Raw genomic sequence first — 17,124 nt, 5'->3', positions numbered from 1 at the left:
CCTCCGCCAGGCACGCTTTCACAGACCGTGAACACTTGTAGCACCCCTGACACGGATCAGAATTGATAACGTTCTTTGCCGCATTCCGGACGGCCGTAAAAAAATGTCCTTTTTCGGAATTCCCAACAATGTTCATATAAACCTCTAGAATCCTGCCAGAGCGAAAATTGATATTATTATTTGTAAAAAATTTTAGACCGTTAATTTCTGAAAAGATTCCATTAAATAAATTTATTTATTTACTCTGAACTTTTTATCAATACTAAAGTCCAGCAAATTGTAGTGACGCATGCCTGTTGTTTCTTCGTGAAGCAGTCTTTTAGAGAATTCCCAATAACGGATCAGGCCACAATCTGAGTAGTTGCAATCATTTCAAATAAAAATCACTTTTCCCACGAAAATTTAAGGATATTATAAAAATGAATTTTTGTTTTGGTTACCAGGAAATAACAGCAAGTTCAATACCTCAAGACATTGGAATGAATCAAAGTGCAGATCCGGTCGACTCCGCAACTTCCGCTAATTTGTGGCATTTTTCCGGGATACCTTTGAACAAACTCGGTGATATTTCTACTCATCTGAGCTGTGGTGAGATTTTGGAGTTGCAAAAACAGCGCAACCCGGCGGCGATTACCTCCCGTGGCATCAAGGAAAATACTCCTCTTAAACGCCTGTATGCCAGCCCTGATGAAGCTCAAACAAAGCTGAATTCAATTCAGCCCTTCTGGCAATGACATTCTGGTCACTTCCAAAAGTGGTGGCACAATGTTTGGCATTGACGACAACGGCAAAGTCAGATGCCAATATTTATATCCAAACTGCAACCACAAACAGAAAGTGCTTGCTGCCTTCAGTGAGGCTGGAGATCATGCGGCTATTTTCACCGAGACTGTGTATTCAGACGAAAACACTCTGAAAATCATTGGCCGTCTGGGTGACCGTTGGCAACAGGTGGGGTCCCTTAACTACCCCTGCGGATTTAAGGTCAAATTCAGTAAGTCAGCACGGCATCTAATGATCCACACTAATGACCAGAAAATCATACTCTGGAGTTTGAACGACACAGGCACCTATGTTGAAAAGAACGTAATTCATGGCCAGCCGTTATCTTTGTATACCGCATTTAGTGCATCAGAAAACATCTTGCTGACCGTCAATCATAACAATGGCCTTGTCCAAATCCTGAGTTATAACAACAGTCGAGACCAATGGATAATCCTAGAAAAAGGTTATTATGGTGATGCTGATCTGAAAGTCTGCTTGAGCGATGACCCGGCATCCAACTGTATTATGATCAATGAGCGTATGAAGGACGGTCAGAATAATGTTTATGTCGTGCATGTTAGCAATGAAGCCCGTTGCCAATTTAAAAAAATCCAGTCAAAAGAGAAAATTTATCATGCCAGTATCATCAGCCCATCAGGGCGCTATGTTCTGACCACACATGATGGTAGCGATGGACTATCAGCCATGATCTGGAGTTTTGACAGTGAGGGTAATTCGATGGTCAAAGCCAGGATCTACCGCCCTGCATCTGCCAACAAACATTTCTGGATCAATGAAGCCATATTCAGCGCTTCGGAGCAGATGCTTCGGCTTTGCTCGGAATATCGTAATTCGACAACGATCATCCTTTGGGGGTGTGATGATAACGGCTTATGGACCGAGAGAGGCGTTATTGACCATGCTGTCAATGATGTAGACAGCGATGATACTGTCCACAGCCACGCAATGCTCCAGATATTGGCCCAGGACGAGGACGGAGTCTTTAAAATCCACGGCTACGACAGCAATGGCCATTGGTGTAAAAAAGCAGTTGGAAACACTGGCACCAAACTCTCTACAGGCAGTTTCAGCCCCTCTGGACGAGTGCTGTTTACCTGTGATGACGACAGAAGTGCCAGCATCTGGAAGATCACACCCTCAGAGTAATACCAGGTGAGGGAGGAACTTTTCCCGGTTTACAGCATCAAATTTAGTGGATTGTTCGGACTTACTAACATAAAAACTAACTATTTATATGTTTACTATTCATCCCGGTGCTGCGGGTTATGGGCAAAATTACCATTCGCCAGCCAGTGATCATTCTGTAGTAACTGCTCAAAAAAGGCTGGCAAATTCTACAGACAATCTTCCACAGTTCAGTGAAATACGTAATGTCACGCCCATCACTGATTGTGTCCGCTACCTGAAGCAATCGGCACCGCCGGTTGGCGACGCGTTTCATTTATTCGACTCCGGGGACAAGAAGGATGAATTGATCCGTTTCTATCGGCAAAAGACCGGCAACGGGTTTCTTTTTGTTATCCGGCATCCGGACGACCTGGATCATCACCCATTAAGAAGGCTGCACTATTACCCTGTTCCCGGAAGAAAAACCGAACATCCCGGGCTTATTTATCAGTCGTTGCCCATCACTCTGATTTTTGATTGTGACAACCTCAGACCCAGACAGCTGGCCTCATTGAATGAGCTGTTGGAGAACCCACCCCGGCTGGATGGCAGGCCCATCAGCACAACAGTCAGCCGGGTTGTTCTGGCTAAAGCACGTTTAATACGCCAGCCTGACGCTCCTGGTCCGGATTTCTGGCGTCGGATATTTGCCTTGAATGGACCTTCTTCAGCACCCGTCAACTCCCCTTGTCCCAACCATGAGGCCATTGTTCGGTCCGTAAGCCATCGCACCGAGCCGCCAGAGCCCGGGAGTTTGCAGATTCACTGTGCTGGTCAGGATATCTTTGCCCGCCTGTTTGGCAACCTGACCATCAATCGTGCGGGAGAACAGTATTTCCGCAAAGGGATGATCGACAGCCAGCCAGAACCTGTCACCCTCTGTCTGGTGGACCCTCCGGATGCCGGGAGCCGATTCTGGCAGTATTTGTCTGACATTCTTGAGCAAGGCTACTTCATCGCCAATGGTGAACGGGTGAAGCTGCCAGCATCACTGGTTTTGCAGCAATATCACACCCCGACAGCCCATATCCGGGCATTCAAACAAGCAGTAACCAGTACACTGGTGTTACCCGAAAAAAGCTGTGGGATTATCAATACCCATAATTTCGACGCGATCTTCAGTGATCTGTCCGCACAGGAAAACACGCTGCAACAGACCGATACCTTTCAGAAGATGGCCAGTGAATTTGACCAGCTGTTCATTACCGGTGAGTTGACCGATCAGCAATGGCGGGTCCTGAAACAACGGGCGGAATCACTGCCCGCTCCCCCCAGGTTGGTGACCGGCGCTTTGCCAAAGCCCTCCAGTGACCGTGTTGTCCGGCTGTATACTGACAATGTTGCCCATATTGCCAGCAACGCCCACCGCTATCACCTGGCCAAAGGGCAGCAATGGGAGGAGCTGTGGTTTACCAGCAAACTGAAACTTTCCGGTCAGTTGAGTTTCCGGCTGAGTCATTCCCCCTTATTGCTCAGGCTCCTTGCGGGTGAACCGGTGGTGCTGACCGGACTGGAACATACCCCGGTTCTGGCAGGGCACCTGGAGTCATTGCTGGCACCTGAGCCCTATCTCTGGATTTACGGCCAGAAAATTGCTCTGCCCAATTGTCAGCTCCATATTGTCTGGCCCGGTCACCGTTTACTGGACCAGAGTTTCTGGTACCAGCGTTGGCAGCAACAGGATGTCGGGGATAGTCAGTCAACCAGCCGTGCCGAACCCGCCCAATCCATTATCGCCGGCCATCCTGGGGCTAAGGAGCGATTAAGCCGTCTTCTGAAGAGCATTCGGCTCTTGCCCCTGAGCCCGAACAAAAGCTACCCGGTCATTCCGGTTCAGGCACCTTCTGAGTTCCTGGCACTGCTTGAGGCTCAGCTCCACATTGAACAGCGTCTGGATCGTGCCGAGACTCTGGACCTCTTCCACTGGCGCAAGGCCCTGAATAAGTTACTGGCCCATCCCGTGCGCGGTGATTTTGTTATTTACAGTTTTGTCAAAGCACAGATCAGCGCCCAGTTTCCGGATCACATGGCAGGGGTTGATCGGGATGGCATTGCTGCCACCCTGAAAACCATGCCTGCCCAGCAGGGCCCACGGGACCTGTTAGCTAATTTCTGGCCGTTAGCCCGTTATATGGCACCTGCACTGGCCGACTGCCTGCCTGCAACTTTGCAAGAACGCCCTGCCCACGGCTGTATCGTGAGGATGGCTGCCGTTATCAAAGCAATATTCACTGAAGAGGGCATCAAGGCACATCATTTGTCGGTGCTGGATGGCAACATCCAACCCTGTCACGGCCATCGTCTGCGCCTGCTTTACGATGCCCTGCTGGCCTTTGCCAGAGACAGCCACCACCGGGGGCTCCCGGTGCATCAGCAAGCCATGGTCCTGAACCATCAACTGTTAGCCATTACCCAGTGCCATCCGTCTGAGCCAACCCCGCAGCTACAGCAGCATCTGCACCAGCAGCTGCTGCGCTACTTTCCTGAACAGCTGCTGACAACCTCGTTGTCAACACTGGCCACGGAGTGGCTACAGGCCAGCCATGGTCATAAACAGCAACAGGCCAGGCGGCTGGAGCAGCTGATTGCCATGCTCGATAAGCATAAAATTATTGAGCTGACCGGTCCGGCGGGTACCGGTAAATCCTGTCTGGCCGTTGCCACCGGGCAGGCAATGCAGAAACTGCAACACGCATCAAAGCATTGGCTCGTTGCGGCCATTGGCGCAAAGCTTGGCCAACAGGCAGTGACAACACTGACTCTGGGACCAAACACCACATGGGAGTATCTGTACGGCTCCATGACCCTGAAGAAAAACTGGTTGGGGCACCTGGCTTCTCATTCGCTACCCGGCCAGCTAACGGATTGGGCCAAAAGTTCCGAACCGGGCCTGCTGGTTATTAATGAAGCCAACCTGGTGCCGCAAGGGCTATTGTCGCCGCTGAGTGGTCTGCTGGAATCGCCTCCCAGGCTCTGCGTCAATGGCCAGACGATCGGGCTGACAGAAAAACACCGGGTTTTGCTCACCGGTAATCCAGAGAATTATCCGGGGCGGCATCTGGATCCTGAATTGAAAAGCCGGATTCTGAACCTCTATTACCGGCCACTGCCCCAGTCCATCCTGAAAGAAGCCATCATTGCACCACTTATGCCGGATGGCTGGCCCATGGAAGTGAGATCCACCGCGTCGGCCACCATTCTGTCTCTGCTCGCTGAGTATAAAAAACTGTTATCCAAAGACTACGAGCTGACACCAAGGGATCTGAACGACATCATGGCCCGGTTCAGAATGCTCACTGTTGGTACACCCTGCCCCACCAGCAATGAACAAATATTCGCACTGGCTGCCGAAGCGTGTCGGCAAAGTCTGGGCGGGCGGATCGACCAGGACCGGCGATCGGAATGGCAAGCGCTCAGAGCTTACTGGTGCAGCGGTGGCCAGGCTGACGATCAGGTGCTTGACCGACACCAGCAGGCTTTCCAGCAGTTTTTCAGCCAATTGACAGTGGTGAATCAAAAGCGACCGAAGCCTTTGGTCATCAATACTCCGGCCACCAGAGACTACATAAAAACCTGCTGGCAATTTCTGCAACTCAGGGAGCCGGGAAGGGTTGCCATGGTGGTGGAAGGGGCTGCCGGGTGGGGTAAGGATGCCCTGTTACTGCTGACCCTGACCACCTGGCAACAGCAAACCGGTAAAGGCTATCAGCACCTCAATGGGACACCAGACCGGTTTAACCAGTTCGTGCAGGCTTTTAACCGTGCCTGGCGTCTGGGTGAGGTGCTGGTGGTCAGTGAACTCAATATTATTCCTTCCGGGCCATTGGAAGAGTTTCTCAATGACCGCCTGCCGCTGCCTCACAAGGATGGGTTCAAATTGATTGGTACCGTTAATCCGCCCACCTATCCCGGACGGACGGCATTCCCGCCGTCATTGACCAGTCGATTTACCGGCGTTCATATCCACCATGATACCCGGGATGACTACCGGCTCAGGCTGCAAGCCATGGGGGTATCAGAGGAACTGAGTCGGTGGCTGACCGCTTGCGCCCATGGCATCAATGACAATCTCCGGCAGCAACGCCTTACCCTTGAGCTGACGCTGCCGCAGCTGCTTCAGGTCGCCGATCGATTGACCCGCATCTCTATGGGGCAGTTGCCTGAGTATCTGCGCCGGGAGTGGCGACCCTATTTGGACAGCTGCCAGCCTAAATTTGAATGGCCCTCTATTCCCGGCCAGTCAGCAGAAAAAGAATCTTCCAGAGGTTCGGCATCACCGAAGACTTTCAGCCTGGGAATTCCCCCTGAAGTGTCTAACGAATATTATGTAACCCGGTTTTTTCCTGGTCAGTGGGATTGCGCGCTGTATCGACTGGAGCTGTTCACCGTCAGTGTGACCACTGATCAGAATTTAGTGCGAAGCCCGTTGCCAGAGCGTCCTGTCGATCAGAGTTTTCTTTTGCCAATGTTAGCCGGGCGCAGTCATCTGAAAAGCGATGAAACCACCGGACGCCTGATACTGAAACCGGGCAGCGAATGGCAGCCATTGCCATCACTGACGGCCGCAGACCGTTTAACCGGTCTGCACACCATCCCGGCAGAGGCACTGGAGCTGGCACAGGACAACCAGACTGGCCAGTACTTTATCCGTTCCCGGTTAACCGAACCGGTGGCTGTGGGCTTTATTATCAAACCCGATCCGAAGTACTTTAAGCCGTTAACGTCGGCCGATCCCATCGAAACGCAACCCCGGCGATGCCCATCCCTGATCAAAGTACATCTGGATCAGGAGGTTTTCAGCCAGCAACCAGGGCACTTTCCGGGCTATCGGAAGTTGCGGGAAATAGGGCAGATAAGGAATCTGTCCGAACGGCTGCTGGCCCTGATTGATTGGTTCAGAGCGTTTTCTTACGAGCATAACTTTGTCGAAACCGGCATCAGCCTGGTCAAGCGATTGTTGCAGGAGCAGCAGGGCAGCTGTCACCACCGTGCATTTCTGTTTCAATTACTCTGTCTTTACTGGGGTATCGAAGCCCGGATAGTAAAATCGGAATCACATGATTTTGTTGAGGTCAGATCCTGCAATGGGTGGCGACTTTGCGATTTATGGGGCATCGAAAGCATTGTCACATTCTTACCTGAGCCGAAATGGGTGGGTATCTACGTATCAGTGCCGACGCCGCCAGTCAAGCCAACTGTCGGACAAGCTACAGGCAGTCATGCCTCCGGCTGGAACCGGCTCCTGTCACTGGTCATCTCCCTGTGCCAGCAATGGCAATGTTCTAAATTCGCACTGCCTCAAGAGGCCAATAGCCTTGTCAAAGATGCTGTTCTGGAAGAGTTCCGGAAAAATTTCCGCCCTATCCCCATGAGCAGGCACTTGTCAGCCCGACGTTACAATAGTTCGTCAGAACACAGACCTCTTATCACCGCATTTGATATTGCCTACCATCTGGCACCGGAACAGTATCTGCTGGCAGCCAGACACGCCATTGACCATTTTGATACCCTTGCTCCTCCTGAAAGGAAAGCCATTATTGACTGGAGCCACTGTATGCTCATCTGGTCAAAAAATTATCAATCGCCAAAACAGCATGATTTCTGTCGGTGGTCGGAGTTTGCCTGGCAACTGTATCTGCACAGCCCGAATGACTTTCCCGTTCTTCCTGTTCAAAGCCTGCAGGCCGTGACCCGGTTCAATCTTGATCATGATGGTACGGCGCAAAGACTGGACCAGCGCCTGTTCCGGGTAGAGTCCATCGACAGAACCTGGCTGAAAAATGTCAGGGACAGTCCGGAGGCCGACAACTTTTCTCTGCTGTATGACTCGGAAACATTGCCTCAGATGGCTGTTACCGATGTTTATTGGAGCCATTCCTCCCGGGGCAGACTGGATCTTGCCCGACTGATCCGTGGTGAGCCCTGTTTCCCAGAGAAATCAACCTGTTACCTGGAGACCAATACCCTGATGTTGTCCAGTCAGTTTTTGATCGACAGGGCGATGGATGCCCTCAAACTGGCCACCAATCGACAGACCGGGGCACTGTTTCTTGATGAACTCCCTTACCAACCTGACACATTCTTAATTGATTACATTGATCATGCAGAACAGAACCGGCAGTTAATTCGCCTGATCAGCGATCAACGCTCTGCTGAAATATATACCCCGGTAATATGCAAAGACCTGGAAAAATTCCGGGTGTTAATCGTCGGCAACTTCTGTGACCAGGTCACCATCTTTGAAAGTCCGGCAGGGCAAAATTTTAACCTGATCGGCAGTGGGATTTTTTCTCCGGGTATTGCCCTGGATTGCCAGGAGTCACTGAGAAAAATAAAACGCTTAATCAATGAGCCTGATGCCACCACTCTTTTTAACCGCAAATAACAGTACCAAATCAGGGAGGAACTTTTCCCGTTTTACACAATCAAAGTTGACTGACGGACCGAAATTACTATCAGAAAAGTACTATTTTCATGTTTCCTGTTCTGCCCAGTGCCGTAGTTTATGTGCACAATGACAAACCGCAATCCGCCAATCACCCTGCTCAAAAAAGTTTGGCAAATTCTGCAGACGATTCTTTACAGCCCGGTAACACCGATGAAAAAACACGAGTAACAGCAGTCTTAGGCAAAAATGAGCAGCTGCATTTTTCCCAACAAGTGGCAGCGAAGAGTGTACATATCAGCCCAATCCGAAACGTCACGCCCATCACAGATTGCATCAGCCACCTGAAGCAATCGGCATCGCCGGTTGGTGATGCGTTTCATTTTTTTGAATCCAGTGATGCGAAGGATAAATTGATCCGTTTCTATCGGCAAAAGACCGGCAACGGGTTTCTTTTTGTTATCCGGCATCCGGACGACCTGGATCATCACCCATTAAGAAGGCTGCACTATTACCCCGTTCCTGGAAGAAAAACCGAACATCCCGGGCTTATTTATCAGTCGTTGCCCATCACTCTGATTTTTGATTGTGACAACCTCAGACCCAGACAGCTGGCCTCATTGAATGAGCTGTTGGAGAATCCACCCCGGCTGGATGGTATCCCCATCAGCACGACAGTCAGCCGGGTTGTTCTGGCCAAAAACGATTTAATAAAACAGCCGGATGCTCCCGGACCGGATTTCTGGCGTCGGATATTTGCCCGGGACAGATCCTCTTCAGCAACCTTCAATGTCACCCCGGCCGCTGTGCCATCCTGGTCAGTAAGCCATCGCACGGAGCCGCCAGAGCCCGGGAGTTTGCTGATTCACTGTGCGGGTCAGGATGTCTTTGACAGCCTGTTTGGCAACCTGGCCATCAACAGTCATGGCGAACAGTATTTTCGCAACGGAGTGATCAGCAGCCAGCCTGACCCTGTGACCATCTGCCTGATTGACCCGCCGGATGCCAAGAGCCTGTTCTGGCAACATTTGTCCGACATTCTTGAGCAAGGCTACTTCATTGCCAATGGTGAACAGGTGGAGCTGCCAGCGTCGCTGGTCTTGCAGCAATATCACACCCCGACAGCAACTATCACGGCATTCAAACAAGCAATCAACAACACACCGGTGTTACCCGGTAAAACCTGCGGGGTTATCAATACCCACAATTTCGATGCAGTCTTTAGTGATTTGTCCGCACAGGAAAACACCCTGCAAAAGATCGATACCTTTCATAAGATGGCCAGCGAATTTGACCAGCTGCTGATCAGCGGTGAACTGACTGATGAACAATGGCTGATCCTGAAACATCGGACGGAATCACTGCCTGTTGCCCCCGGATTGGTGACAGGCACTTTGCCAGAGCCTTCCGGTAATAGCGTTGTCAGGCTCTATACCGGCAATGTTGCCAATGATGTTGCTGCACATTGTTATCGACTGGCCACCGGGCAGCAATGGGAGGAGCTCTGGTTTACCAGCCAGCTGAAACTGTCAGGCAAGTTGAGTTTCCAGCTGAGAGAAACCCCGTTATTGACACAACTCCTTAAGGGTAAACCGGTGGTGCTGTCCGGGCTGGAACATACCCCGACCCTGGCAGGGCATCTGGAGTCACTACTGGCACCTGAGCCCTATCTCTGGATTTACGGCCAGAAAAAAGCTCTGCCCCACTGCCAGCTGCATATAGTCTGGCCCACTGACCGACTGCCTGACCAGGGTCCATGGTTTCAGCGCTGGCAACAGCAGCAGGATGCCCGGAGTGATCGGTCAGCAGGCAGTGTTGAGGCTGACAGCTTTGAGCCTGAAATAGCTGAGCTCGGTAAAGCTGAGTCCATTTTGGCAGAATCCATTATGGCCGCCCCCAAATCCCTTTCGTCCCGCCATCCCGATGCAATCGGGCCATTATGCAGTCTTTGGTCGCGCATTCAGACATTGCCCCAGAGCCCGGATGAAAGTTATCCGGTCATTCCGGTTCAGGCACCGGCTGAGTTTCTGAAACTGCTGGAGGCTCAGCTCCCCATTGAACAGCGGCTGGATCGCGCCGAGACTCTGGAGCCCTTCCACTGGCGTAAGGCCCTGAATAAGTTACTGGCCCATCCGGTGCGGGGTAATACAACCATTTACAGTTATGTCAAAGCTCAGATCAGTGGGATATTTCCGGATTCCATGGCAGAGGTTGATCGTGATGGCATTGCTGCCATCCTGAACACCCTGCCAGCCCTGAAGCACCCAAAGGATCTGGTAGATCATTTCTGGCCATTGGCCCGTTATATGGCACCGGCACTGGGCGAGTATTTGCCCGCTACCTTCAGCAAACCTTCTCTGCGCTGCACCGCGAAGATGGCCGCCATTATCCACTCAATATTCCCTCAACAGGGCATTGAGGCTGATCTGTTGCCGGTACTGAACGACAATATTCATCCCTGTTCCGGCCAACGGCTGCGTCTGCTGTACGATGCCCTGCGGGTCTGTGGCAGCCAGAGTATTCCGGTGCATCGGCAAGCCCGGGACTTGAACCAGCAACTGACCGCCATTAGCCAATGCCATCCGTCTGCGCCACTGGAGCAGCTGCAACAGCCGCTTCAGCACGCCTTTCCGGGGCTGACAACCTCTTTGCAGACACTGGCCTCAGATTGGCTGAAGGCCAGCTGTCATCATCAGCAGCAACAGGGCAAGCGGCTTGAACAGCTCACCACCATGCTCAGACAGCACAGGATCATTGAACTCAATGGCCCGGCGGGTACCGGTAAATCCTGTCTGGCCGTCGCCACCGGGCAAGCGTTACAGGAACGGCGGCAGGCATCAATGAACCGGCTTGCCGCTGGCCTACAGCCTGACCCGCACACAGTGAAAACCCTGACCCTGGGACCAAACACCACCTGGGAAGACCTGTACGGTTCGGTCTCCCTGAAACGAGACCGGCAGGGCAATACGGTCTCTCATTCGGTACCCGGCCAGATAACGGAGTGGGCCAAAGGTTCCGAGCCGGGCCTGCTGGTTATTAATGAAGCCAACCTGGTGCAGCACGGACTATTGTCACCACTGACCGGTTTGCTGCAATCGCCTGCCCGGCTCTGCGTCAATGGCCAGACGTTCGAGCTCACAGATAACCACCGGGTTTTGTTGACCGGTAATCCGGGAAATTATCCGGGGCGGAATCTTGACCCTGAATTGCAACGCCGGATTCTGCGCCTCTATTACCGGCCGCTGCCGGAGTCCGTTCTGCAACAAGCCATCATTGAGCCACTCCTGCCGGATACCTGGCCCTTGGAGCTGAGGTCCACCGCTTCGGACACCATCCTTTCCCTATTGGCAGAGTACAGAAAACAGGTATCCACAGACTATGAGCTGACGCCAAGGGACCTGAAAGACATCATGGCCCGGTTCCGGCTGATCACGGCGGATGCACCCTGTCCCACCAGCCAGGCCCAGATGTTGGCACTGGCTGACGAAGCGTGCGGGCAAAGTCTGGGTGGGCGGATCGATCCGGACCAACGCCCCGAATGGCAAGCACTCAGGGATTACCGGCACAGTTCCGGCAAGGTGGACCCTTCATTGCTGGACCAGCACCAGCGGGCCTTCACACAGTTTTTCGGACAGTTGGCACAGGTGAACAAAAAGCAATCGACGCCACTGGTCATCGATACTCCGGCCACCAGAGAGTACATAAAAACCTGTTGGCAATTTCTGCAACTCAGGGAACCGGGAAGAGTTGCCATGGTGGTGGAAGGTATTGCCGGGTGGGGTAAGGATGCCCTGTTACTGCTGACCCTGACCACCTGGCAACAGCAAACCGGTAGAGGCTATCAGCACCTCAATGGAGCTCCGGACCAGTTTAACCAGTTTGTGCAGGCCTTTAACCGCGCCTGGCGTCTGGGTGAGGTGCTGGTGGTCAGTGAACTCAATATTATTCCTTCCGGGCCATTGGAAGAGTTTCTCAATGACCGCCTGCCGCTGCCTCACAAGGCCGGGTTCAAATTGATTGGTACCGTTAATCCGCCCACCTATCCCGGACGGACGGCATTCCCGCCATCATTGACCAGCCGATTTACCGGCGTTCATATCCACCATGATACCCGGGATGACTATCGGCTCAGGCTACAAGCCATTGGGGTATCTGAGGATCTGAGTCGGTGGCTGACCGATTGCGCCAGTGCCCTTAACGATGATTTCCGACAGCAACGCATTCCCCTTGAACTGACGTTGCCGCAGCTGCTGCTGGCGGCCGATCGATTGGGCAGAACCTCCATGGATTGCTGGCCTGAGGGTCTGAGCCGGGAGTGGCAACCCTATCTGGAAAAGCGTACAAGCACATTTAAGTGGCCCTATATTCTTGTACAGTCATCAGAAAAGGGATCTTCCAGCAGGTCGGCCACTGTATTACCGCAGGCTTTCAGTCTGGGCCTGCTCCCTGGTGTGTCTGGCAACTTTCATGCAACCCGGTTTTTTCCCGGTAAATGGGATCCCCATCTGTACAGACTGAAGCTGTTCACAGCCGATGTGACCACTGACCAGACATTAGTTGAAAGCCCTTTACCAATGCGTCTCATGGATCAGAGCAAGCTTTTGCCCCTGTTAACCGGGCGAACCTATCTGAAAACCGGCGAAACCCCCGGGCGCATGACACTGAAACCGGGCCACAATTGGCAATTATTGCCATCGCTGACCCCCAACGACCGGTTGACCGGTTTGAGGTCCATTCCGAAACAGACGCAGCTGGCACTGGATAGGAGCACCGACCAATACTTTCTTCGTTCCGGACTCTCGGAACCGGTGACGGTGGATTTTATTATTAAGCCCGATCTGACTTATTTTCAGCCGTTAACGGCTAATGATCCCATTAACACACAGCCCCTGCGGTGCCCTCCGCTGATCAAAGTGCATCTGGATCAGGAGGTGTTCAGCGGGGATCCTGCTCACTTTCCGGGATACCGGAAGTTGCGGGAAATAGGGCAGATAGACAATCTGTCCGAACGGCTACTGGCCCTTGTCGATTGGTTCAGGGCATTTTCTTACGATCGTCCTTTTGACGAAACCGGCATCAACCTGGCCAAGCAATTGTTGCAGGAACAACAGGGAACCTGCCGCCATCGTGGGTTTCTGTTTCAATTACTCTGTCTTTACTGGGGTATTGAAGCCCGTATAGTACGATCGGGCTCACATGCTTTCGTTGAGGTCAGATCCGGCAATGGGTGGCGACTTTGTGATTTAGGGGGCGCTGGCAGCTCCACTTTCAGTTATTCATCAGAGCCGGAATGGCACAATATTTTCAAGTCAGCGCCAGTGGCACCCGTCAATTCGCCTTACGCTCAGGACGGAGCCGCTGATGGCTGGAAGGGGATATTGTCACTGGCCGCTTCTCTGCTCCAGCAACACAAGTGTACTCAATCTGAATTACCCCAAGAGGCGATAAAACAAATCCAGGACACCTTTCTGGAAAAGTTCCGAAAAAATTTCCGCCCTATCCCCATGTTCAGGGATTTACTATCAGAACGAACTTACAAAATATCACCAAGCCGCGAACGTTATGTCTTTGCCATGGAAATTGCCTGTGATTGGGTATCGGAACAATATTTGCTGGCGGCCCGACATGCCATTGACCATTTTGCCACCCTGGCCCCCCCGGAAAAAAAAGCCATTATCGATTGGAGCCACTGTATGCTCATCAGGTCAACCGATGAGCGGTCTCCCGAAAGACGTCTTTTCTGTGAGTGGTCGGAGTTTGCCTGGCAACTGTATTTGCAAAGCCCGAATGATTTTCCCGTCCTGCCTGTGCAAAGCCTGCAGACCATTATCCGGTTAAATTTTGATCATAATGGCATCGCTCAACGAATATACCAGCGCCTGTTCCGGCTTGAGTCCATCGATAAAGTCTATCTGAAAAATGTCCACGACAGTCCGGAGGCCGACCATTTTTCCCTGCTGTACTCCTGGGAAAAATTGCCACAGGTGGCGGCTACCGAAGTTTTTTGGAGTCATGCCTCCCGGGGCAAACCGGATATTGCCCGACTGATCCGTGGTGAGCCCTGTTTTCCGCAAAAATCAACGTACTATCAGGAAACCAATACCCTGATACTGTCTGCCCGGTTTTTGATCGACAGGGCGTTGTACACCCTCCTGCGAAGCACCAACAAACTGACCGGAGCAGCGTTTATTGAGGAGTTCCCTGAGCCCCCGAGCATGGGGAACTTAGGGGATCACATCAATGATGCAGAAAATAACCGACAGTTAATTCGCCTGATCAGTGATCAACGCTCTGCGGAAATATATACCCCGGTGATATGTAAAGACCTGAAAAGATTCCGGGTCCTGATCGTTGGCAACTTCCGTGAACGGGTAACCATCTTTGAAAGTTCGGCAGGACAAAGTTTCGACCTGATCGGCAGCGGGATTTTTTCTCCGGGTCTTACCCTGGATTGCCGGGAGTCGCTGGGAACCGTGAAACGACTGCTCAATGAGCATGATGCAACTATTTTAGGCGGGTATTGAGATGAGTCTTAGTACAAAGGAACTTTTGCCGGTTTACACCATCCAAATTGACTGACGGACCGCAATTACTATCAGAAAAGTACTATTTTCATGCTTCCTATTCAGCCCGGTGATCATCCTGTTGTAAAAGCACAAAAAAGGCTGGCAAATTCTACAGGCGATCCTCCACAGCCCAGTAAAATCCGTAAAAAAATGCTCGTAACTGAGGTTTTGCCCGTCAAAAATGAGCAGTCATATTTAGTCCAACAGGCATTAGCAGATAGTGCGCATTCCAGCCCAATCCGTAACATCACGCCCATCACAGATTGCATCAGCCATCTGAAACAATCGGCATCACCGGTAGGCGATGCGTTTCATTTTTTCGACTCTGAAAATGATAAGGCTGGGAAGGAGGTGTTGATCCATTGGTATCGGCAAAGGACAGGCACCGGGTTCCTTTTTATTATCCGGCATCCGGACGACCTGGATCATCACCCGTTAAGAAGGCTGCACTATTATCCAGCTCCCGGACAAAAAACCGAGCGTCCCGGGCTTATTTATCAGTCAGTGCCCATCACCCTGATTTTCGATTGTGACAACCTCAGGCCCAGACAGCTGGCCTCATTGAATGAGCTGTTGGAGAATCCACCCCGGCTGGATGGCATCCCCATCAGCACGACAGTCAGCCGGGTTGTTCTGGCCAAAAACGATTTAATAAATCAGCCTGATGCTCCCGGACCGGATTTCTGGCGTCGGATATTTGCCCGGGACAGATACTCTTCAGCAACCTTCAATGTCACCCCGGCCGCGGTGCCATCCTGGTCAGTAAGCCAGCGCACGGAGCCGCCAGAGCCGGGGAGTTTGCTGATTCACTGTGCGGGTCAGGATGTCTTTGCCAGCCTGTTTGGCAACCTTGCCATCAACAATAATGGAGAACAGTATTTTCGCAACGGATTGATCAGCAGCCAGCCTGACCCTGTGACCATCTGCCTGGTGGACCCACCGGATGCCAAAAGCCCATTCTGGCAACATTTGTCGGACATTCTTGAGCAAGGCTACTTCATCGCCAATGGTGAACGGGTGGAGCTGCCAGCGTCGCTGGTCTTGCAGCAATATCACACCCCGACCGAGAATATCACGGCATTCAAACAAGCCGTCAACAACACACCGGTGTTACCCGGTAAAACCTGCGGGGTTATCAATACCCACAATTTCGACGCGGTCTTCAGTGATCTGTCCGCACAGGAAAACACCCTGCAAAAGATCGATACCTTTCATAAGATGGCCAGCGAATTTGACCAGCTGCTGGTCAGCGGTGAACTGACCGATGAGCAATGGCTGATCCTGAAACATCGGACGGAATCACTGCCTGTCGCCCCCGGATTGGTGACAGGCACTTTGCCAGAACCCTCCGGTGACAGTGTTGTCAGGCTGTATACCGGCAGTGTTGCCAATATCGCTGCCAATGTTGTGGCACAATCCGACTGTTACCGACTGGCCACCGGTCAGCAATGGGAGGAGCTCTGGTTTACCAGCAAGCTGAAAATGTCAGGCAAGTTGCGTTTCCAGCTGAGAGCAACCCCGTTATTGACACAACTGCTTAAGGGTGAACCGGTGGTGCTGTCCGGGCTGGAACATACCCCGACCCTGGCAGGGCATCTGGAGTCACTACTGGCACCTGAGCCCTATCTCTGGATTTACGGCCAGAAAAAAGCTCTGCCCCACTGCCAGCTGCATATAATCTGGCCCGCTGACCGACTGCCTGACCAGAGTCGATGGTTCCAGCGCTGGCAACAGCAGCAGGATACCCGGAGTGATTGCTCAGCAGGCAGTGTAGAGGCTGACAGTGTTGAGCCTGAAACAGCTGAGCTCGGTAAAGCTGAGTCCATTTTGGCAGAATCCATTATGGCCGCCCCCGGTTTGATCCAACCCTTTTCGTCCCGCCATCCCGATGCAATTGGGCCATTAGGCCGTCTTTTGTCTCGCATTCGGACATTGCCCCAGAGCCCGGATAAAAGTTATCCGGTCATTCCGGTTCAGGCACCGGCTGAGTTTCTGAAACTGCTGGAGGCTCAGCTCCCCATTGAACAGCGGCTGGATCGCGCCGGGACTCTGGAGCCCTTTCACTGGCGTAAGGCCCTGAATAAGTTACTGGCCCATCCGGTGCGGGGTAATGTAACCATTTACAGTTTTGTCAAAGCTCAGATCAGTGGGATATTTCCGGATTCCATGGAAGGGGTTGATCGTGATGGCATTGCTGCCATCCTGAACACCCTGCCAGCC

General features: G+C 52.2%; 5 protein-coding genes. All 5 read left to right on the top strand.

What is annotated here, in order from left to right:
- Positions 1-419: 419 nt before the first annotated feature.
- The gene (locus tag ACO6VE_RS18955) at positions 420-734 is read left to right on the top strand and encodes a hypothetical protein (protein WP_422462896.1); all 315 of its coding nucleotides are present in this window, start codon (positions 420-422) and stop codon (positions 732-734) included.
- A gap of 31 nt (positions 735-765) precedes the next feature.
- Positions 766-1,932: a hypothetical protein gene (locus tag ACO6VE_RS18950; RefSeq protein ID WP_422449853.1), complete on the top strand. Its 1,167-nt coding sequence runs from the start codon at positions 766-768 to the stop codon at positions 1,930-1,932.
- An 88-nt stretch (positions 1,933-2,020) separates the two neighbouring features.
- Positions 2,021-8,338 (top strand): transglutaminase domain-containing protein, encoded by a 6,318-nt coding sequence (locus tag ACO6VE_RS18945; protein WP_422462894.1) that lies wholly within the window; start codon positions 2,021-2,023, stop codon positions 8,336-8,338.
- 275 nt (positions 8,339-8,613) lie between these two features.
- Positions 8,614-14,862: a transglutaminase domain-containing protein gene (locus tag ACO6VE_RS18940; protein WP_422462892.1), complete on the top strand. Its 6,249-nt coding sequence runs from the start codon at positions 8,614-8,616 to the stop codon at positions 14,860-14,862.
- Between the two features lie 396 nt (positions 14,863-15,258).
- A partial coding sequence (locus ACO6VE_RS18935) for a hypothetical protein (RefSeq protein ID WP_422462891.1) occupies positions 15,259-17,124 on the top strand: 1,866 nt, incomplete at its 3' end.

Origin of the sequence: Endozoicomonas sp. ALB115, assembly GCF_049310245.1 — a bacterium.
Taxonomy (GTDB): Bacteria; Pseudomonadota; Gammaproteobacteria; order Pseudomonadales; family Endozoicomonadaceae; genus Endozoicomonas.
Note: the sequence above shows the minus strand (reverse complement) of the source record. Positions and strands in the feature narration are given on the sequence as shown.

Bases quoted from the DNA above. Each gene is read 5' to 3' on its own strand.
- ACO6VE_RS18955 (WP_422462896.1), top strand. From the start codon at position 420: ATGAATTTTTGTTTTGGTTACCAGGAAATAACAGCAAGTTCAATACCT.
- ACO6VE_RS18945 (WP_422462894.1), top strand. From the start codon at position 2,021: ATGTTTACTATTCATCCCGGTGCTGCGGGTTATGGGCAAAATTACCAT.
- ACO6VE_RS18950 (WP_422449853.1), top strand. From the start codon at position 766: ATGTTTGGCATTGACGACAACGGCAAAGTCAGATGCCAATATTTATAT.